General features: G+C 69.4%; 15 protein-coding genes. 8 read left to right on the top strand and 7 right to left on the bottom strand.

Features of this window, described 5'->3' with window-relative positions:
* The first annotated feature begins 48 nt into the window (after positions 1-48).
* Positions 49-336: an Asp-tRNA(Asn)/Glu-tRNA(Gln) amidotransferase subunit GatC gene (gene gatC / locus AC07NG_RS07960; protein WP_494593154.1), complete on the top strand. Its 288-nt coding sequence runs from the start codon at positions 49-51 to the stop codon at positions 334-336.
* Positions 336-1,808, top strand: coding sequence for an Asp-tRNA(Asn)/Glu-tRNA(Gln) amidotransferase subunit GatA (gene gatA / locus AC07NG_RS07955; RefSeq protein WP_494593152.1), 1,473 nt, complete (start codon positions 336-338; stop codon positions 1,806-1,808). Before gatC ends, gatA begins: the two co-directional genes overlap by 1 nt.
* An 86-nt stretch (positions 1,809-1,894) precedes the next feature.
* On the opposite strand, the gene AC07NG_RS07950 is transcribed toward gatA, so the two are convergent.
* The 6 genes from AC07NG_RS07950 to AC07NG_RS07925 form a co-directional block, all read right to left on the bottom strand.
* Complete coding sequence (locus AC07NG_RS07950) at positions 1,895-2,476, bottom strand: hypothetical protein (protein ID WP_494593150.1); 582 nt, start codon at positions 2,474-2,476, stop codon at positions 1,895-1,897.
* Between the two features lie 265 nt (positions 2,477-2,741).
* Complete coding sequence (locus AC07NG_RS07945; protein WP_494593149.1) at positions 2,742-4,514, bottom strand: gamma-glutamyltransferase family protein; 1,773 nt, start codon at positions 4,512-4,514, stop codon at positions 2,742-2,744.
* A gap of 208 nt (positions 4,515-4,722) precedes the next feature.
* On the bottom strand, positions 4,723-5,214 hold the full coding sequence (locus tag AC07NG_RS07940; RefSeq protein WP_494593147.1) for a heme-degrading domain-containing protein: 492 nt from the start codon (positions 5,212-5,214) through the stop codon (positions 4,723-4,725).
* Positions 5,214-6,269 carry an oxidoreductase gene (locus AC07NG_RS07935; RefSeq protein ID WP_494593146.1) on the bottom strand — a complete coding sequence of 352 codons (1,056 nt, stop codon included), beginning with the start codon at positions 6,267-6,269 and terminating at the stop codon, positions 5,214-5,216. Before AC07NG_RS07935 ends, AC07NG_RS07940 begins: the two co-directional genes overlap by 1 nt.
* Positions 6,270-6,407: 138 nt before the next feature.
* Positions 6,408-7,682, bottom strand: coding sequence for an MFS transporter (locus tag AC07NG_RS07930; protein ID WP_492854656.1), 1,275 nt, complete (start codon positions 7,680-7,682; stop codon positions 6,408-6,410).
* Between the two features lie 61 nt (positions 7,683-7,743).
* Positions 7,744-8,559 (bottom strand): 2-keto-4-pentenoate hydratase, encoded by an 816-nt coding sequence (locus tag AC07NG_RS07925; RefSeq protein WP_487291173.1) that lies wholly within the window; start codon positions 8,557-8,559, stop codon positions 7,744-7,746.
* Positions 8,560-8,726: 167 nt separating this feature from the next.
* On the opposite strand from AC07NG_RS07925, the gene ligD reads away from it, so the two are divergent.
* The 6 genes from ligD to treF all read left to right on the top strand — a co-directional run bounded on the left by ligD (position 8,727) and on the right by treF (position 18,500).
* Complete coding sequence (gene ligD / locus AC07NG_RS07920; RefSeq protein ID WP_494593143.1) at positions 8,727-11,390, top strand: DNA ligase D; 2,664 nt, start codon at positions 8,727-8,729, stop codon at positions 11,388-11,390.
* Positions 11,391-11,430: 40 nt separating this feature from the next.
* A complete protein-coding gene (locus AC07NG_RS07915) occupies positions 11,431-12,459 on the top strand; it encodes an acyltransferase family protein (RefSeq protein ID WP_494593141.1) in 1,029 nt (342 codons plus the stop codon).
* Between the two features lie 50 nt (positions 12,460-12,509).
* On the top strand, positions 12,510-13,058 hold the full coding sequence (locus AC07NG_RS07910) for an RNA polymerase sigma factor (protein WP_492854652.1): 549 nt from the start codon (positions 12,510-12,512) through the stop codon (positions 13,056-13,058).
* Positions 13,055-14,161 carry a FecR family protein gene (locus AC07NG_RS07905; protein ID WP_494593138.1) on the top strand — a complete coding sequence of 369 codons (1,107 nt, stop codon included), beginning with the start codon at positions 13,055-13,057 and terminating at the stop codon, positions 14,159-14,161. The genes AC07NG_RS07910 and AC07NG_RS07905 overlap by 4 nt, the downstream gene beginning before the upstream one ends.
* A 59-nt stretch (positions 14,162-14,220) precedes the next feature.
* The gene (locus AC07NG_RS07900) at positions 14,221-16,797 is read left to right on the top strand and encodes a TonB-dependent receptor (protein ID WP_494593136.1); all 2,577 of its coding nucleotides are present in this window, start codon (positions 14,221-14,223) and stop codon (positions 16,795-16,797) included.
* A gap of 110 nt (positions 16,798-16,907) precedes the next feature.
* On the top strand, positions 16,908-18,500 hold the full coding sequence (gene treF, locus AC07NG_RS07895) for an alpha,alpha-trehalase TreF (RefSeq protein WP_494593134.1): 1,593 nt from the start codon (positions 16,908-16,910) through the stop codon (positions 18,498-18,500).
* Here treF and AC07NG_RS07890 read toward each other — a convergent pair.
* Complete coding sequence (locus tag AC07NG_RS07890) at positions 18,497-19,255, bottom strand: Crp/Fnr family transcriptional regulator (protein WP_492854648.1); 759 nt, start codon at positions 19,253-19,255, stop codon at positions 18,497-18,499. The two genes, treF and AC07NG_RS07890, sit on opposite strands and share 4 nt — an antisense overlap.

The following is a 19,255-nucleotide window of genomic DNA, read 5'->3' as shown; positions in this document are numbered from 1 at the left end:
ACTGTCCGTGCCCACGGACAAACAACACTACTGCTTGGAGAAGGCCCCATGGCCATCGACGCCGCGACCGTCCGCAAGGTCGCCCGGCTCGCCCGCATCGCCGAACCCGAAGAGCGCATCCAGGCCCTGGCCAATGAGCTCAACGGGATCATGACCTGGATCGAGCAGCTGGCCGAGGTCGACACCGACGGCGTCGAGCCGCTGACCAGCGTCGTGGCCGCCGGCCTGCCGCTGCGCGACGACGTCGTCACCATGGGCGGCGAGCCCGAAGTGGTCACCGGCAACGCGCCCAAGACCGTCGGTAACTTCTTCGTCGTGCCCAAGGTGGTCGAATAATGAGCGCGCTCACGAAACTGACCCTGAAGGGCGCCCTCGACGGCCTGGCCGCCAAGGATTTCACCTCGGTCGAACTGACGAAGGCGCACATCGACGCCGTCGAAGCCGCGCGCGGCCTCAACGCCTACATTCTCGAGACGCCCGAAAAGGCGCTGGAGATGGCCGCCGCCTCCGACGCGCGCCGCGCCAAGGGCGAGGCCGGCGTGCTGGACGGCGCGCCGCTGGGCGTGAAGGACCTGTTCTGCACCAAGGGCGTGCGCACCACGGCCTGCTCGAAGATCCTCGAGAACTTCGTCCCGGGCTACGAGTCGACGGTGACGTCGAACCTGTGGCGCGACGGCGCGGTGATGCTGGGCAAGCTGAACCTCGACCAGTTCGCCATGGGCTCGTCGAACGAGACCAGCTACTTCGGCCCCGTCACCAATCCCTGGCGTGGCAAGAACAGCAACAAGGCCCTGACCCCGGGCGGCAGCTCGGGCGGCAGCGCCGCCGCGGTCGCCGCTGATCTCTGCCTGGGCGCCACCGCCACCGACACCGGCGGCTCGATCCGCCAGCCGGCCGCCTTCACCGGCACCGTCGGCATCAAGCCGACCTACGGCCGCTGCTCGCGCTGGGGCGTCGTCGCCTTCGCCAGCTCGCTGGACCAGGCCGGCCCGATCGCCAAGACCGTCGAGGACGCGGCCCTGCTGCTGAACTCGATGTCGGGTCACGACGAGAAGGACTCCACCAGCCTCGACATCGCCGTTCCGGACTTCACCCAGTTCGTCGGCAAGTCGGTCAAGGGCCTGCGCATCGGCGTGCCGAAGGAATACCGCGTCGACGGCATGCCGGCCGAGATCGAGAAACTTTGGCAAGATGGCATCGCCTGGCTGAAGGACGCCGGCTGCGAGATCGTCGAGATCAGCCTGCCGCACACCAAGTACGCCCTGCCGGCCTACTACATCGTCGCTCCGGCCGAAGCCTCGTCCAACCTCGCCCGCTACGACGGCATGCGCTTTGGCCTGCGCGAGGACGGCGCCAACCTGACCGAGATCTACGAGAACACCCGCGCGTCGGGCTTCGGCGACGAGGTCAAGCGCCGCATCCTGATCGGCACCTACGTGCTGAGCGCCGGCTATTACGACGCCTACTACCTGAAGGCCCTGAAGGTGCGCCGCCGCATCGCCGAGGACTTCGACAACGCCTGGACCAAGGTCGACGCCATCCTCACCCCGACCGCGCCCTCGGCGGCGTTCGGCCTGGGCGAGAACAGCAACGACCCGATCGCCATGTACCTGAACGACGTCTTCACGGTGACGACCAACCTGGCGGGCCTGCCGGGCCTGTCGCTGCCGGCCGGTCTGGACGCCAACGGCCTGCCGCTGGGTCTGCAGATCATCGGCAAGCCGCTGGACGAAGGCACGGTGTTCTCGGTGGCCGGCGCCATCGAAAAGGCCGCCGGCTTCACGGCCAAGGCCGACAAGTGGTGGTGATCTAGCCTCGGCTGGACTCAAAGAAAAAGGGCGGCTCCAGCGATGGAGCCGCCCTTCGTCATTTCAGGCCCTTACTGGCCAAGCCCTTACTGGGGCGTATTGGGCGTCGCGGGGACGACCGGGACCGGCGCGGCCGGAGCCGTCGGGGCAGGCACGGCCAGCGGGGCCGGCTCGGCGACGATCGCCGTCGGCGCGGCCGGAGCCGGCGTCGGGGCGGGGACGGTGGCGCTCACATTGGTCGAGGCCTCTTCAGCCGACGGCGCGCTGGGCGCGGGGCGAGCGGCGGCGCGGCGGGCGGCCGGACGCGGTTCGGCGCGGGCGACTTCCATGCGGGCGACCGGCGCCGGAGCCGGCGTGGCGGCGGCCGGTTCGGGCATGGCGGCCGGGGTCGGCGCCGGGGCGGGCGTCGTGATCGGCGCGGCTTCGGCCACCTTCAGGCTTTCGCCGCTGCTTTCGGGCGTCTGGGCCGGCTGGCTCATCAGGCCCCAGGCCAAGCCGCCGACGGCCAGGGCCAGGACCGGCACGCCGACCAACAGCGGCAGGTTGCTGGAAGACTTCTTCGAACGGGTCGAGGTGCGCGCATAGATAGGCGCTTGCGGAAACAGGGCAGAACCATCGCCAGTCGTGGCGATCGCGGGTTCAGGACCATCGAGATTCAAGGCAGGCATTTTGATCCTCCTCAGCTATCCTTGTCGGGATAAGTAACGGGAGGTTTCCGGTGGGGTTCCGCCGGTCGCGGAATGGTTCCGTTTCTGCCGGATTTGGGTCTTAATTCTTGTGGCGCTTCGTTCGAGAACCTCCCCCTGTGGGGGAGGCGGCCGAAGGCCGGTGGGGGGACGTTTTCAGCTTTCGAGGTCTTGGCCGATTTCGCAGTGACGCCCCCCACCGATCGCTTCGCGATCACCTCCCCCACAGGGGGAGGTTCCTCGTGTCTTAGTACCCCAGCGCCACCCCGTCCTTGCGCATCTCGGTTGCGGCCGCATACCGCCCCGGCCAGCGCTCGATGGCCTGGTAGCCGCCATAGCCGCCGGCGTCGGTCTTCAGTTTCCAGCCGATGGCCTCCAGCGCCTTGCGGGTCTGCGCCGGCACGCCGCTTTCCAGGTCGAGCGCCGCGATGTCCTCGGCCGCGATGCCGGTCGGTTCGGGCGAGCCGCCGTGGTGCCAGCGGGGGGCGTCGCCGGCTTCCTGCACGCCCAGGCCGAAGTCGACCATGTTGCTGATGATCTGGGTCTGCCCCTGGGGCTGCATGTCGCCGCCCATGACGCCGAAGCTCAGCCACGGCTCGCCCTTGCGGGTGGCGAAGCCTGGGATGATGGTCTGGAAGGGCCGCTTGCCGGGCGCGTAGATGTTGGGATGGCCGTCGGTCAGGGCGAAGAGCTCGCCCCGATCCTGGAACATGAAGCCCAGACCGTCGGGCGACAGGCCAGAGCCCATGCCGCGATAGTTCGACTGGATGATCGACACCATCATCCCGTCCTTGTCGGCGGTGGTGAAATAGGTGGTGTCGCCCTTGCTGGGCGCCGTGCCCGGGAACGACGGCGTCCAGATCTTGTCCGGCGAGATCAGCTTGGCGCGCTCCTTGGCGTAGTCCTTGGAGATCAGCCAGTCGATCGGCGACTTGTAGAAGTCCTGGTCGGCATAGAACCGCGCGCGGTCCTCGTAGGCCAGGCGCTTGGCCTCGACGGCGTGGTGGATGGCCTGGGCCGACTGGAAGCCCATGCCGGCCACGTCGAACTGCTCCAGGATGTTCAGCATCTGCAGAGTGGCCAGACCCTGCGTGTTGTCGGCCAGGGCGTGGACGTCGACGCCGCGATAGCCGGTGGTGTGGACGCTGGTCCAGACGGCGCGGTTGGCGGCGAGATCCGCCTTGGTCATCCAGCCGCCGATGCGCTTGAAATAGGCCTCGATCGTGGTGGCGATCTCGCCCTCGTAGAAGGCGCGGCCGCCGCCCTGGGCGATCAGGCGATAGGTGCGGGCCAGGGCCGGGTTCTTGAAGATCTCGCCTTCGACGGGCGTCTTGCCGGTGGGGGCCCAGACCTTCTTGAAGTTCTCGACCTCCTCGATGTTGGAGGCCGGATTGGTGAAGCGGCGATGGCTGCCGGCCAGGTAATAGGCGACGTTCTGGGTGACCGGATGGCCTTCCTCGGCGGTGGCGATGGCCGGCTCGAACAGGTCGGCCCACTTCAGCTTGCCGTAGCGCTCGTGCAGGGCCCGCCAGGCGTCGACGGTGCCGGGCACGCTGACGCTGACCGCGCCCCAGCTGGGGATCTTGCCGTCCTTGGCGCGCGAGCGCACCGTCTCAAGCGACAGCCCCTTGGGCGATCGGCCCGAGCCGTTCAGGCCCACGACCTTGCGGGTCTTAGGATCCCAAAGCAGCACGTAGCAGTCGCCGCCGATCCCGCACGAGATCGGCTCGCACAGGCCCAGCATGGCGTTGGCGGCGATCGCCGCGTCGGCCGCCGAGCCGCCCTTCTTGAGCACCGCGATCGCCGCCTGGGTGGCCAGCGGATGGGCCGTGGCCGCCGCGCCGTGGATCCCCCAGGCCGCCGAGCGCGAGGCGAAGCTGGCGCCGTCCACCCGGTCGCCGCCGTGCACGTCGGGCCGCTTCCGGTTGGGATTGGGGCCGGTGATGATCTGCGACTGGGCGTAGGCCTGCCCGGCGAGGGCGGCGGCCGGCAGGGCGGCGAAGAAGGTGCGGCGGCGCATGGCGAAGTCCCCACGAAAACGGCGAGTCCGTTTCTAGGGGCGGCCGGGAGGGGAGGCTAGGCGTTGCGCGAAAAGTGGGTGGGTGCGGGAGAAAGACCCCCTCAGTCGGCTTCGCCGACAGCTCCCCCAGAGGGAGAGCATCTTCGTGGTGCGGCGCTTAGAAGATCCTCCCCCTCTGGGGGAGGTGGCCCGGAGGGCCGAAGGGGGCCTACCCCAGCGCCAGTTCGTCCAGCTCCTTGCCCAGCATCAGCGCCAGGGCCTCGACCACCAGTACGTGGTCCTGCCGCTGGGGCAGACCCGAGACCGTCACCGCGCCGATGCAGCCCAGGCCCCGCACCAGCAGCGGAAAGCCGCCGCCGTGGGCGGCGTAGTCGCGGGTCGGCAGGCCGTGCTTGGCCTCCAGGGTCTCGCCCTTGGCGGCCAGCTCAAGGCCCACGCCGTAGGAGCTTCTGGAGAAGTGCAGCACCGTGTTGCGCTTGCGGCGCAGCCAGTCGGCGTTTTCGCCGGTCGAGCCGGGCAGGGCGGCGTGGAACAGCGCCCGGTCCCGCAGCGACACATCGATGGCCAGCGGCGCCTTGCGAGCCAGGGCCGCGTCGCGCAGGCCCGCGCCCAGGGCCCAGGCGGTGTCGAGATCGAAGCGTTCGAACACCAGCGCGGCTTCCTGGGCGGCGATGCGGGCGATGTCGTCCTGGTGGCTCATCAGGCGGTCTCGACGCTCAGTTCGCGGCGCTCGGCGGCCGAGCGGGCGGCCAGATCCAGCAGCTCCATCACCTGCAAGGCCTCGCGGGCCGGCACGGGATTGGCCGCGCCGGTCAGGATCGCATCGCGCACGCCGGCGTAATAGGCCGCGTAGTCGCCGCGCGCGCCGGGCACGACCTCGGTCGTCAGGACGTCGCCGTCGGCGCGGGTGAGGGTTCCGGGGCGGGGATCGAGGCCGAAGCCCTCGTCGGCCGGGGTCAGGCCGCGCTTTAGGGCGTCTTCCTGGGCGTCGAGGCCCTGCTTGATGAAGCTGCCCTTCGTGCCGTGCACGGCCAGGCGCAGGTCGGCGGCGGCGGTCAGCAGGCTGCCGTGCAGGATGACCCGCAGGGCGTCATAGCGCAGCACGACGTGGAAATAGTCGTCGGCCCCCGCGCCCTCGCGCTGCACGCCGATGTCGGCGGAAACCGCCAGGGGCTGGCCGAACAGCTGCAAGGCCTGGTCCAGCAGGTGCGGACCCAGGTCGAACCAGGCGCCGGCTCCGGGACCGGCCCGCTCGCGCCAGCGGTCGCGCACGGTCGGGCGGAAGCGGTCGAAGTGGCTTTCGTACTGCGTGACCTCGCCCAGCGCACCCCCGGCGATCAAGGCCTTCAACGTGAGAAAGTCGGCGTCCCAGCGGCGGTTGTGGAACACCGACAGCAGACGATCGGCGGTCTCGGCCGAGGCGACCAGGGCGCGGGCCTCGTCGAGGGTGACGGTGAACGGCTTGTCGACGACCAGATGCTTGCCGGCGGCGAGCACGGCCTGGCCCTGCGGGGCGTGCAGTTCGTTGGGGGTGGCGATGACGACGAGGTCGATCTCGGCGTCGGCCAGGGCCTCGTCGAGGCTGGCGACCACCTTGGCCTCGGGATGGTCGGCGGCGACCTTGGCCGGGTCGCTGGAGACCACGGTGTGCAGGACCAGGCCCGGCGTCGTGGAAATCAGCGGAGCGTGGAAGGTCTTGCCGACATAGCCGTAGCCGACGAGGGCGACGTTGAGCGGGGCGGTAGCTTGAGACAACGTTGTCATGGCTTCAAGCTTAGGCCTTGATCGCGGCGAGGTCACGGCGCCGCCAGTAAAAAGCGCCCGGAAATCCCCATGAAAAAAGCCCCCGGCGCGGCTGCGTCCGGGGGCTCGATTTCAGTCAGGTCGTGAAGATCAGATCTTCACCGGCTCCATCTTCGGGGCGAGCAGGTGCACGACGAGCAGGGCGACGAGATAGGCGCTGCCGGCGACGATGAAGATCGGGGTGTAGGTGCCGATCGTCTCGAGGACCTGGCCGATGTACTTGGAGAACACCATGCCGCCGAGGGCCCCGAGCATGCCGCCGATGCCGACGACCGAGCCGACGGCGCCGCGCGGGAAGACGTCGGAGGGCAGGGTGTAGAGGTTGGCCGAGAAGCCCTGGTGGGCGGCGGTGGCCACCCCGATGATCAGCACCGCGACCCAGACCGAGCTGGCGAACGAGGCGAACATCACCGGCACGGCCAGCAGGGCGCAGATCAGCATGGTCAGCTTGCGGGCGTGGTTGATCGACCAGCCGCGCTTCATCAGGTTGGACGACAGCCAGCCGCCGGCCACGCTGCCGACGTCGGAAAGCAGGTAGATGGCGATCAGCGGCGGGCCGAAGGTCTTCAGGTCTAGGCCATAGCGCTTGCCCAGGAAGTCGGGCAGCCAGAACAGGAACATCCACCAGATCGGGTCGATCAGGAACTTGCCCAGGGCGTAGGCCCAGGTCTCGCGCTTGGTCAGCAGCTTGCCCCAGCCGATCTTCTCGACCGGGTCGGCGGGATCCTGCTCGATGTGGGCCAGCTCGGCCGCGCCCAGCTTCTTGTGCTCGCGCGGACGGCGATAGACCAGCAGCCAGATCGGCAGCCAGATCAGCCCCGCCACGCCGGTGACGATGAAGGCCATCTGCCAGCCGAAGGCCAGCACGATGCCGGGCACGACCAGGGGCGTGACGATGGCGCCGATGTTGGTGCCGGCGTTGAAGATGCCGGTGGCGAAGGCGCGTTCCTTCTTGGGGAACCACTCGGCCACGGCCTTGATGCCGCCGGGGAAGCCGCCGGCCTCGCCGATGCCCAGGCCCATGCGGGCGAAGACGAAGCCGCCGAAGCCCTTGGCCGCGGCGTGGGCGATGTGGGCGATCTGCCAGATGGCGAAGGCCACGCCGAAGCCCCAGCGGGCCCCGATCTTGTCCATGATCTTGCCCCAGGCGAGGTAAGCCACGGCGTAGGCCAGCTGGAAGTAGAAGACGAGGTCGGCGTAGTGCTTCTCGTTCCAGCCGAACTCATGGGAGAGATCGGCCTTCAACAGCCCGATCGTCTGCCGGTCCACATAGTTGATGACCATCGCCGCGAACAGCAGGCTGACGATCACCCAGCGATAGCGACCGATCTTCTCGGATGGCGCGGGAGCCGCGGGGATGTCCATCGACGTCGTCTTCCTTACCCTAGTTTTGTTTTCGTTGTTCGACCTGGGACGCGGGGTCCCGTCAGGCGGGGACCGCCTTGCAGCGCACCTCGCCCAGCGGGCCGAAGCTTACGGTCGATTCTTCGCCGGCCGCGATGTCGTGAATGCCGGTGCTGGCGCCGGTGGTGACGATCATGCCCTTCTTAAGCGGGCGACCGCGCGAGGCGACGTGGCCCAGCAGGAAGGCCAGGGCCGCCAGGGGCGATCCGGGGATCGAGGCCGCGCCGCCCTTGCCGACGCTGACGCCGTTGATGAAGGTCTCGGCCGGCATGGCGTCCCAGCCGAGCTCGCGCCAGTTTTCGATCACCGGGCCCAGGATCTGGCCGTCGTTGTTGCCGAAGTCGGAGACCACGATGGGCGGACCCAGCTCGTTGATGGTCTTAAGCGGGCTGCCGGCGATCTCGACGCCGAGGATCAGCTCGCCGACGTATTCGGCGGCTTCTTCGGCGGTCCACTCGGTCTTGCCCTCGGGGGCGTCCTTGGACAGGCGGATGATGAACTCGGCCTCGACGGCGGTGAAGCCGCCGGCGATGGCGCGAAACGGGGTCGGCTCGGCGGCCGCGTCCCAGACGTTGTTCTTGAAGATGCAGCCGGCCAGGCGATCGACGCCCAGACGCTCGCGGTGCTGCGGCGGGACCAGACCCACTTTCCAGCCGACCAGTTCATCCGGCCACAGATCGATGGCGATGTCCTGCACCGCGTAGCCGTCGGCCATGGTCTGGGGCAGGGCCCCGCCGGGATAGCCGGGAACCGAAACGCCCTTGCGGCGGGCTTCGACGAATTGGGGGGCGATGGACGCCGGTGCGAATAGGTCGCTCTGCGCCTCAGAAACGGTCACGCCGCGTACCCTCCCTCGAATTACTCAATGCCGGTCCGTTGATCGGACCTGCGCTGTCTCTAGTGGAAACCGGTGTCATTGACAATTGGTCCACTGAAACACGTCGCACGGGCGAGGGGAACCGTTCTCGAACTGGGAGACTCTTGTTTTCAGCGGAGGAACGGGAAATGACGCAGCCGCAGCTGGCCGAGTATCGCCGCAAGCGCGATTTCCAGAAGACCGCCGAACCCAGCGGCGAGCGGGCGGTGGCGGCGTCGCCGCACCTGCGATTCGTCATCCAGAAGCACGACGCCACGCGGCTGCACTACGACTTCCGGCTCGAAGTCGACGGGGTGCTGAAGTCGTGGGCGGTGACCAAGGGGCCGTCGCTGGATCCGGCCGACAAGCGCCTGTCGGTCGAGGTCGAGGACCATCCGCTCGACTACGGCGACTTCGAGGGCACGATCCCCAAGGGCCAGTACGGCGGCGGCACGGTGCAGCTGTGGGATCGCGGCTTCTGGGCGCCGGAGCCCGGTTTCGAAGACATCGGCAAGGCCCTGAAGAAGGGCGAGCTGAAGTTCGTGCTGGAGGGCGAGCGGCTGCACGGCGGCTGGGTGCTGGTGCGGATGAACTGGGATCGCAATGCGAAGGACGGGAAGGGCAAGCGCGCCAACTGGCTGCTGATCAAGCACCAGGACGAGGCCGCGCGGCCGGGCAAGGGCGACGCCCTCCTGAAAGAGGACCGCTCGATCGCTTCCGATCGAAGCATGGCCGACATCGCCGCTGGAAAGGGCAAATCGCCCAAGCCCTTCATCCTGAAGACCAAGGCGAAGGCCGACGCCGTCTGGAAATCGCGCACCAAGGCCGAACGCGAGGCGCTGGCCAGGGAGGCCGAGGAGACCCGCAGCTTCGAGCCCAAGAAGGCAGCGCCGAAGAAAGCCGCCGGGAAATCAAAGGCCAAACCCGCCGCGATGCCCGACTTCGTTGAACCGCAGCTGTGCAAGTCGGTCGAGCGGCCGCCGGCCGGCGCGGGCTGGGCGCACGAGATCAAGTTCGACGGCTATCGCCTGCAGTTGCGCGTCGAGGACGGCCGGGCGGTCTTGCGCACCCGCAAGGGCCTGGACTGGACCGACCGGTTCGCGGGGATCGCCGAGGCCGCCGCCGACCTGCCCGACGCCCTGATCGACGGCGAGGCCGTGGTGCTGGACGAGGCCGGCCAGCCCGACTTCGCGGCCTTGCAGGCGGCCCTGGCTGAGGTTAGGGAGGCCGAGGGCGGGGAGGGGCAGATCATCTTCTTCGCCTTCGACCTGTTGTTCGGCGAGGGCGAGGACCTGCGGTCCCAGACCCTGCGCGAGCGCAAGACGCGACTGAAGGCCCTGCTGAGGCAGGATGAGCCCCGCCTGCGCTATGTCGATCACTTCGAGACGGCGGGCGACGCGGTGCTGCTGTCGGCCTGCAAGCTGGAGTTGGAAGGGATCATCTCCAAGCGTCTCGACGCGGCCTACCGCTCGGGCCGCAGCGACACCTGGACCAAGTCCAAGTGCCGGGCCGGGTACGAGGTGGTGATCGGCGGTTGGACGACGACGGGCGCGGCTTTCCGCTCGCTGATCGCCGGGGTGATGCGGGGCGGCAGGCTGGTCCATGTCGGCCGCATCGGCACGGGCTTCGGCAAGGACAAGGTCGCCAAACTACTTCCGAAGCTGAAGGCGCTGGAGACCGACCGCTCGCCGTTCGAAGGCGAGGGCGCGCCCAGGAAGGCCGCTAATATCCACTGGGTGAAGCCGGAGTTGGTGGCTGAGATCGAATATGCCGGCTTCACGGGCGAGGGCGCGATCCGCCAGGCCGCCTTCAAGGGGCTGCGCGAGGACAAGCCCGCCGCCGAGGTCGAGGCCGACGTCGTGCCGGCCGCCAAGGCCGAACTGGCCGAACCGACGCCGAAAGCCGCCAAGGCCGCTGCCTCCAAGGGCGAAAGCGTCGTGCTGGGTGTGCCGATCTCCAAGCCCGACAAGCCCCTGTGGCCCGACGCCGGCGACGGCGAGCCGGGCACGAAGCTCGATCTGGCCCGCTACTACGCCGCGGTCGGGGAGTGGATGCTGCCGCACATCCAGGAACGGCCGGCCTCGGTGATCCGGGTGCCCGACGGCATCGACGGCGAGACCTTCTTCCAGCGCCACGCCATGCGGGGGATGTCGTCACTGATCGAGACGGTCACGGTTTCGGGCGACCGCCAGCCCTACATCAGGTTCGACCGCGTCGAGGCCCTGGTCGCCGCCGCCCAGATCGCCGCCGTCGAGATCCATCCGTGGAACTGCCAGCCGGGCGATCCGGAGGTCGCAGGCCGCCTGGTCTTCGACCTCGATCCAGCGCCGGATGTCGGGTTCGAGGCGGTGATCGAGGCGGCGCGGGAGATGCGCGACCGGCTGGAGGAACTGGGGCTCGTCAGCTTCTGCAAGACCACCGGCGGCAAGGGGCTGCACGTGGTCACGCCGCTGTCGGACAAGGTTGCCTGGGACCAGGCCAAGGCCTTCGCCCGCGAGGTCTGCGCCCGCCTGGCCGCCGACGACCCCGACCGCTACCTGATCACCATGAGCAAGAAGGCCCGGGCCGGGAAGATCTTCCTCGACTACCTGCGCAACGACCGCACCAGCACGGCGGTGGCCCCGCTGTCGGCCCGGGCGCGGCCGGGGGCGACGGTGTCGATGCCGCTGAACTGGACGCAGGTGAAGGCGGGGCTGGATCCCTCGCGCTTCACGATCCGCACCGCGCCGGACCTGATCGCCAGGAGCACGGCCTGGGCGGACTACTTCGAGGCGGGCAAGCCGCTGAAGGCGGCGATCAAGCGGCTGGGGTAAGGGCTTGCCCCACCGCCCCGCATCGTGACACCACCACTTGGTGACGCTTGCGACGACCAAGGACGAAGGACGGTTCACCGCGCTGGACGGGCTGCGCGGCGTCGCGGCGCTGGGCGTGCTGCTCTACCACATCGCCGACTGGTCGGGCCGGCGGGGCCAGTTCGGCCATGGCTACCTGGCCGTGGATTTCTTCTTCTGCCTCAGCGGTTTCGTGCTGGCTCACGCCTTCGAGCGGCGGCGGATCGGGTTCTGGCCCTATCTGGTCGCCCGCTGGGTGCGGGTCTGGCCGATGCTGTTCATCGCCACCGTGGCCGGCGCGCTGCTGACGGGCCGGCCGAACCTCGAGACCGTGGTCGACGTCCTCAAGGGCCTGCTGCTGATCCCCAAGTTCGCGCCGATGGAGGCGGGGACCTTCCCGTCGCTGTTTCCGTTCAACCCGCTGGCCTGGTCGCTGTGCCTGGAGGTGCTGGTGAGCCTGGCATGGTTCCCGCTGCGCCGCGCGCCGGACATGGCGATCATCATGTTCGTGCTGCTGTCGGGCGCGGCCCTGCTGTTCGTCGCCGTCGGCATGGGCGGGCTGCAGACCGGCTGGGACCAGGCGACCTTCGGCCTGGGCGTGCTGCGCGCCTCGTTCCCCTTCGCCATCGGCTGGCTGTGCTGGCGGCATCGGGGAAGTTTCGCGGCCCGCAAGGCCTGGGTTCCGGCGGTGCTGCTGCTGACCGTGCTGGTCCTGCCGGTCTGGCCGACGCGCGTCGCCAACGGCCTCTACGACTTCGCCTGCGCCACCCTGCTTTTCCCGGTCCTGGTGCTGCTGGGCGCCTATGACCCCGGCGGCCGGCTGGCGCGCTGGTGCGAGCGGCTGGGCGGGGTGTCGTACCCGCTCTACGCCCTGCACTGGGCGTTCTGGTACGTGATGATCTCGATCTATCCGAACGGCTGGAAGCGCGACCTGCCGCTGTGGTTCTGCGTGCTGGCTTTCTTCGTGCTGCCGGCGGCCTCATGGGCGGCCTGGCGCTGGGTGGAGACGCCGCTGCGCACCTGGCTCAAGCGCGTCACGCACGCGCTCTGACGGCGCCCGAAAGAAAAATCGTCGTTGTTCGGTGTGCCTCGGGCGAGGATGTGCGTCATGCACTGCGGGAAACCTTGTCGAGACGGACCGTGCGGCCGAAAAGCGAACATGACCTGGGAAGCCTCGATCGGCGCTATCGGCCCGCGCTGATGGCGTTCTTCATGCGTCGCGCCGCCAGCCACAGCGACGCCGAGGACATGACCCAGGAGCTGTTCGCCAAGCTGGCCCTCACTGAAGCCGGCCGGACCATGGACAACGCCGACGCCTACATCTTTCAGATGGCCGCCAACCTGCTGCGCGACCGGGCGCGGCGCGAGCGGGTGCGGTCGAGCTACACCGCCGCGGTCCGCGCAGAGCCGATCGACCTGGAGCCGCTGGACCCCGCCCGGGTGCTGATGGGGCGCGAGCGGCTGGGCGAGGTGTCGGACGCCCTGCGCGAACTGCCCGACCGCACCCGCGCCATCTTCCTGCTGTTCCGGCTGGAGGGCATGAAGCAGGCCGAACTCGCCGAGCTTTATGGCATGACCACCAGCGGCGTGCAGAAGCATATCCTCAAGGCCATGGGCCATCTGACGCGTCGCACGAGGGCCGGCGAATGAACGGTCCCGACGACATGATCGGCGCTCCGCACGAAGAGCCCCTGGACGTCGCCGCCGCCTGGTGCGTGCGCCTGGCCGAAGGCGAGCTGACGAGCGCCGAGCACGCCGAGCTGGAAGCCTGGTTCGCCGCCGATCCGGAGCATCGCGCCCTGCTGGACGACGCCGTGTCGGCCTGGCGCGCGGTCGACGACCAGGCGATGAGCCCCGGCATGGTCGCCCTGCGCGGCGAGGCCCTGGAAGACCTGCGCCGGGCCCAGCGCAGCCGCTGGTCGCGCAAGCCTGGTCGCCGCGCGGTGATCGGCGGGGCGCTGGCCGCCTGCTTCGTCGCGGCCCTGGCCGGCGGGGGCGTCGCCTGGCGCGCCAGCCTGCCCGACGTCTACCGCACCACCGAGGGCGAGCGGCGCATCGTCGAGCTGCCCGACGGCTCGCGCGCCTCGCTGGACGCCGCCACCGTGCTGCGCGTGCGCTACGACGGCGGCCGGCGGCGGCTGTGGCTGGACGAGGGCCGCGCCAAGTTCTCGGTGGCCAAGGATCCGTTGCGGCCGTTCTCGGTGGCCGCCGACGGCAAGCTGGTGGTCGCCACCGGCACGACGTTCAGCGTCGAGAAGCTGCCCGGCCAGATGCGCGTGGTGCTCTACGAGGGGCACGTGGCGGTGCTGGACGGGGAGGGGGAGCGGGGCCGTCCGCCGCCCACGGTCAAGGTCGACGGCGCGCCGGCCGAGCGGCTGCTGACCCCCGACCACGAACTGGTCGCCTCGACGACCTCCGACACCACGGTGGTCTCGCCCACCGACCCGTCGCGCGCCGCTTCGTGGGAGAATGGCCAGCTGGTGTTCCAGGACGAGCCGATGGATCTCGCCGTCGAGCGGGTGAACCGCTACGCCCGCGAAAAGCTGCGGATCGCCGATCCGGCCGTGGGCCGGCTGAAGATCAGCGGCGTCTTCACCTCGGGCGACACGCGGGCCTTCGTCGACGGCGTCACGGCCGTGCTGCCGGTGCGCGCCGAGCCTTCGCCGGGCGAGACGGTGCTGCGGATCGACCGGGGACAAAACGACCGCGGGCAAAAAAAGATCAGCGGCGCTGGTGAGTCTTCCGCAGACTGAGGCGTCTCACTCACCAAAGCGCCGCCAAAGAACAATGATCGGCGCGAGGGAGGGAAGTGATGCGCAAGAGCTTCGACCGCCGCCTCGTCTGGGGCGCCACCGCTACCGCCGCCGTCCTGGCGGCCCTGACCGCGCCGACCGCCGGCTACGCCCAGGCGCGCGCGACCTACAGCTTCGACATTCCGGCCCAGGACCTGGGCGGCGCCCTGCGGGCCTTTGGTCGTACGTCGGGCCAGCAGCTGGCCTTCGACGAGACCCAGCTGCGCGGCAAGCGCAGCGCCGGCCTGAAGGGCAGCTATTCGACCGAAGAGGGTCTGAAGCGCCTGCTGGCCGGCTCCGACATGGTGGCCCAGCCCACCGCCAGCGGCGTCTACGCCATCCGCGGCCGCAGCCTGCTGGTGGCCGCCAGCGCCACGGCCCAGGCCTCGCCGGCCGTCGCCGCCGAGCCGCAGGCCACACCGCCCGAGGCGCCGTCCGAAGTTGAAGAGGTGATCGTCGTCGGCACCCCCGGCGGCGCCGGCATCGACAAGCTGTCGGCCAGCTTCGCGGTCAGCACCGTCAACGCCGCCGACATCACCAAGGCCTCGCCCAAGTCGAGCGCCGAGCTGCTGGCCCTGGTGCCCGGCGTCTGGGTCGAGACCTCGGGCGGCGTGGCCGGCGCCAACGTCTTCGTGCGCGGCTTCCCCGCCACCGGCGACGCCGAGTTCCTGACCATCCAGCTGCAGGGCGCGCCGATCTATCCGCCGTCGACCCTGTCGTTCCTGGAGAACTCGTCGATCTTCCGCGTCGACGAGACCATCTCGCGGATGGAGGCCCTGCGCGGCGGTCCCAACCCGATCTTCTCCAACGGCCAGCCGGGCCTGACCACCAACTTCATGCTCAAGGAAGGCGGCGAGGACACCAAGGGCCTGATCAAGGCCTCGACCTCCGACTACGGCCTGCGCCGCGTCGACGGCGTGGTCAGCGGCAAGCTGGCCGACGACCTGTTCTTCATGGTCGGCGGCTACGTCACCCGCTCGCCCGGCGTGCGCGACACCCAGTTCGACAGCGAGAAGGGCCAGCAGTTCACGGTGAACCTCACCAGGAAGCTGGAGAACGGCAAGATCAACCTCTACGCCCGCGCCACCGACGACCACGGCGCCTGGTACCTGCCGTTCGCCATCAACGTGCCCGGCGTCGACAAGGGGACCTACACCCAGATCGGCGAGCTTTCTCGCCATCAGACCCTGCAGGTGAACGCCGACGGCACGACCCGGCAGTTCGACCTGGCCGACGGCCGGGGCTGGAAGGGCTATGTGGTCGGCGGCAGCTTCGAGCACGAGTTCGGCGACGGCTGGACGGTGCGCGACCGCTTCAGCTTCACCAAGGGCGACGCCAACACCTACGGCCTGGTGCCGGACGGCGGGGCGGTGACGGCGGCCTCGGTCGCTGCGGTGACCGGCTCGGCCGTGACCACGCGCGGCGGCGCGACCCTCGGCTCCAGCGACTACGTGCAGAACTGGGGCGCCTGGATCGTCGAGAAGGAGATCGAGGCGCTGACCAACGACTTCAGCGTCTCCAAGAGCTTCGGAACGCACGAGCTTTCGGCCGGCTACTACGCCTCCAGCTTCTCGTCGGACGACTTCTGGACGATCGGCAACTTCCGGCCGATGCAGGTCAAGGCCAACGGCGACTACCTGGCGACGGGGATCACCTGCGCCAACCTGGCCACCGCCGGCAGCGGATCGGGGTGTTGGAACTACGGCCTCGTTTCGGCCGGCGACGGGCGGGTGGACGCGCTCTACCTGGCGGACTCCTGGCAAGCCACCGAGAAGCTGCGCATCGATCTCGGGGTGCGCCGCGAGCGCTTCAAGACCGACTATGTCGTCGACGACGGCAATGGCTATCCCGACGGCCTGGCCATCCGCACCACCGACTACAGCCACAGCAAGACGTCCTACACGGCCGGCGCCAACTACGATCTGAACGACGTCTCGGGCGTCTTCGTGCGCTATTCGCGGGGCTACAAGTTCCCCAGCTTCGACAACTTCCGCGAAAACCTGACCGACACCCTGAAGGTCGACCAGTACGAGCTGGGCTACAAGCTGCGCAGCGGGCCGTTCGAGCTCTACGCCACCGGCTTCGCCAACGAGTTCAAGGGCGCCAAGTTCGCCGACGTCGGCGGCATTCAGGAAAGCAACACCAACAAGGCGCACGGCATCGAGCTGGACGGCCGCTGGAAATCGGACTTCGGCCTGTCGCTGGCCCTGAACGGCACCTTCCAGAAAACCGAGATCAAGCAGTCGTCGATCCCCGCCAACGCCGGCAACAGCGCTCAGCGCCAGCCGGACTGGCAGGTTCGCTTCACCCCCAGCTGGGACGTGGCGCTCGGCACGGTGGACGCCACCTTCTACGGCACGCTCAGCGCCGTCGACGACCGCTACGCCGACAACGCCAACACCCAGGTGCTGAAGGGCTACGAGAAGCTCGATCTCGGCGCGATCTTCCGGGTGGGCGCCTTCGACGTCCAGATCGCCGGCGACAACCTCACCGACAGCCACGGCCTGACCGAGGGCGATCCGCGCTCGACCAGCGGCGCCAACGCCCGGCCGATCCTCGGGCGGTCGGTGCGCCTGAGCGTCGGCTACAACTTCTGACGATCTCGCGGGCTCTGTCCTGCAACGGTTCCTGCGCGCGGGCCGGCTTTCCTCCCTGCCGGCCCGCGTTCTTTTTGTCCGATGCGTCCTTTTTCTTCGATGAGGCCCCGATGATCCGCGCCCGCCTGCTCGCCGTCGTCTCCGCAGCGGCCTGGACGGCGCTGACGCCCTTGGCCTTGGCGCAGACCCCGGCGGCGGAGGTTCCGACGCCAGCCGACACCTATCAGGAGCTTTTCCACCAGGTGCAGACGCGGCGGCTGTTCCCGGACGGCAAGACCTTCGTCGACGCTGCGCCCAGGCGCGACCCGGCCGCCATCCTGAAGGCCTACCGCGCCCATGCCCGCTTCACCGACGCCGAGCTGAAGCGCTTCGTGCGGGCCAACTTCGTCGTGCCCGAGGCCGGCGCAACGCCCGCGCCCAGCGCCGAGCGTACGACGCTGAAAGCCCACGTCGCCGCCCTGTGGCCGCACCTGACCCGCGAGCCGGTCAAGCCCGTGGCCGGAGGCTCGGCCCTGGCGATGGCCAAGCCCTTCGTCGTGCCCGGCGGGCGCTTCCGCGAGATCTACTACTGGGACAGCTACTTCACGATGCTGGGTCTGAAGCTGGATGGGCGTGGCGATCTGGTCGAGAGCATGATCGACGACTTCGGCGGGCTGATCGACGCCTACGGCCACATCCCCAACGGTGCCCGGACCTACTATCTCAGCCGCTCGCAGCCGCCGTTCTTCTACGCCATGGTCGGCCTGTCCGAGGCGACCGACCCGGCGGTGGTCAAGGCCCGCGTCGACCTGATGCGACGCGAGCACGCCTTCTGGATGGATGGCGAGAAGAGCGTGGCGCCGGGCAAGGCGTATCGCCGCGTCGTCGCCTTGCCCGGCGGGGCGGTGCTGAACCGCTACTACGACGACCGCGTCACGCCGCGCGACGAGTCCTACCGTGAGGATCTGGAGACCGCCCGCGAAGCCTCGCTGGCCACCGGACGTCCGCCCGGCGACGTCTTCCGCGACCTGCGGGCCGGGGCCGAGAGCGGCTGGGACTTCTCCTCGCGCTGGATGGCCGACGGCGAACATCTGAAGACCATCCGCACGACGGCGATCGTCCCCGTCGACCTCAACAGCCTGATGTACGGCCTGGAGACGGCGATCTCGGCCGGCTGCGCCCGCATCGCCGACGCGCCTTGCGTCGCCGAGTTCGACGGCCGGGCCAAGGCCCGCAAGGCGGCCATGGACGTCGTGCTGTGGGACGCCTCGCGCGGGGTCTATCTCGATTATCTCTGGACCGGCGGCGAGCGGATCGACGCCCTCAGCGCCGCCTCCCTCTACCCGCTGTTCGTCGGGGCCGCTTCTCCCGACCAGGCCAAGGCGGTGGCGACCGCGACGCGAGCCCAACTGCTGGCCTCGGGCGGTCTGCGCACCACCACCCGCCGCACCGGCCAGCAGTGGGATACGCCCAACGGCTGGGCGCCCTTGCAATGGGTGGCCGTCGCCGGCCTGCGTCGCTACGGCGAGACGGCCCTGGCGTCGGACATCTCGGATCGCTGGCTGGCCACGGTCGAGCGCGAGTACCGGGCCAGCGGCAAGATGCTGGAGAAGTACGACGTCGAGGAGGCCAAGGCCGGCGGGGGCGGGGAGTACCCGCTGCAGGACGGCTTCGGCTGGACCAACGGCGTGACGCGGGCGCTCCAGGAGGGCGCCGGGAGCTAAAGCTCCGGCTCGTCGCCGCCCAGGCGCTCGATCTCCTCGACCAGGCCGTCGACGTTGAGGATGGTCAGGGTGCGGCCCTGCTTGGCGATCAGCCGGCGGGTCTCCAGGCGGTTCAGCTCGCGGGTCACGGCCTCGCGCTGGGCGCCGGCGAGGACGGCGATCTCGGCGTGGGTGGGCGCCTTGGTCAGCACCGCCTGATTCTCCTCGATGCCGGCCTCGGTGGCCAGGCGCACCAGTTCCATCTGCACGCGGCAGGGGGCGGAGACGGCGTTCAGCTCGAACACCCGGCTGCTCAGCGCCCGGACCATGGCCGCCAGGTCCTCCAGCACCGCGCGGGTGAAGTTGGGCGCGCCGGCCATCAGTTCGGCGACCAGCGGCTCGGGCAGGCGGCCGACGATGGATTCGGTCAGGGCGGTGACGTTGGCCGAGCGCGGCAGGCGGTCGATTGCGGCGATCTCGCCGAAGTAGGAGCCCGGCTGCAGGCGGCGATAGCCGACCTCGCGGCCCGAGCGTGCGTACTGGTTCACCAGCAGCAGGCCGCTGATCACGATGTAGACCGCGCCGCCCGGATCGTGGCGCTGGACCAGCCGCGCGCCGCGCCGCACCGACAGGATTTCGACCCTCGGCACCAGGGCTTCGATCTCGGCCGGGTTCATGTGGCGCAGGAGCCGACTGTCCGTCAGCGCCTGCAGCCGGAAGGCGTTATCGCCGTAAGCTGCAGCGTGCGGGGTGCTCGCGGTGACGGATGAGTCCAT

The organism is Caulobacter sp. GW821-FHT10C03, from assembly GCF_059415485.1.
This window is presented reverse-complemented; position numbering and strand designations above follow the sequence as displayed.

Bases quoted from the DNA above. Each gene is read 5' to 3' on its own strand.
- gatC (WP_494593154.1), top strand. From the start codon at position 49: ATGGCCATCGACGCCGCGACCGTCCGCAAGGTCGCCCGGCTCGCCCGC.
- gatA (WP_494593152.1), top strand. From the start codon at position 336: ATGAGCGCGCTCACGAAACTGACCCTGAAGGGCGCCCTCGACGGCCTG.
- AC07NG_RS07950 (WP_494593150.1), bottom strand. From the start codon at position 2,476: ATGCCTGCCTTGAATCTCGATGGTCCTGAACCCGCGATCGCCACGACT.
- AC07NG_RS07945 (WP_494593149.1), bottom strand. From the start codon at position 4,514: ATGCGCCGCCGCACCTTCTTCGCCGCCCTGCCGGCCGCCGCCCTCGCC.
- AC07NG_RS07940 (WP_494593147.1), bottom strand. From the start codon at position 5,214: ATGAGCCACCAGGACGACATCGCCCGCATCGCCGCCCAGGAAGCCGCG.
- AC07NG_RS07930 (WP_492854656.1), bottom strand. From the start codon at position 7,682: ATGGACATCCCCGCGGCTCCCGCGCCATCCGAGAAGATCGGTCGCTAT.
- ligD (WP_494593143.1), top strand. From the start codon at position 8,727: ATGACGCAGCCGCAGCTGGCCGAGTATCGCCGCAAGCGCGATTTCCAG.
- AC07NG_RS07905 (WP_494593138.1), top strand. From the start codon at position 13,055: ATGAACGGTCCCGACGACATGATCGGCGCTCCGCACGAAGAGCCCCTG.
- AC07NG_RS07900 (WP_494593136.1), top strand. From the start codon at position 14,221: ATGCGCAAGAGCTTCGACCGCCGCCTCGTCTGGGGCGCCACCGCTACC.
- treF (WP_494593134.1), top strand. From the start codon at position 16,908: ATGATCCGCGCCCGCCTGCTCGCCGTCGTCTCCGCAGCGGCCTGGACG.
- AC07NG_RS07890 (WP_492854648.1), bottom strand. From the start codon at position 19,255: ATGGACTCATCCGTCACCGCGAGCACCCCGCACGCTGCAGCTTACGGC.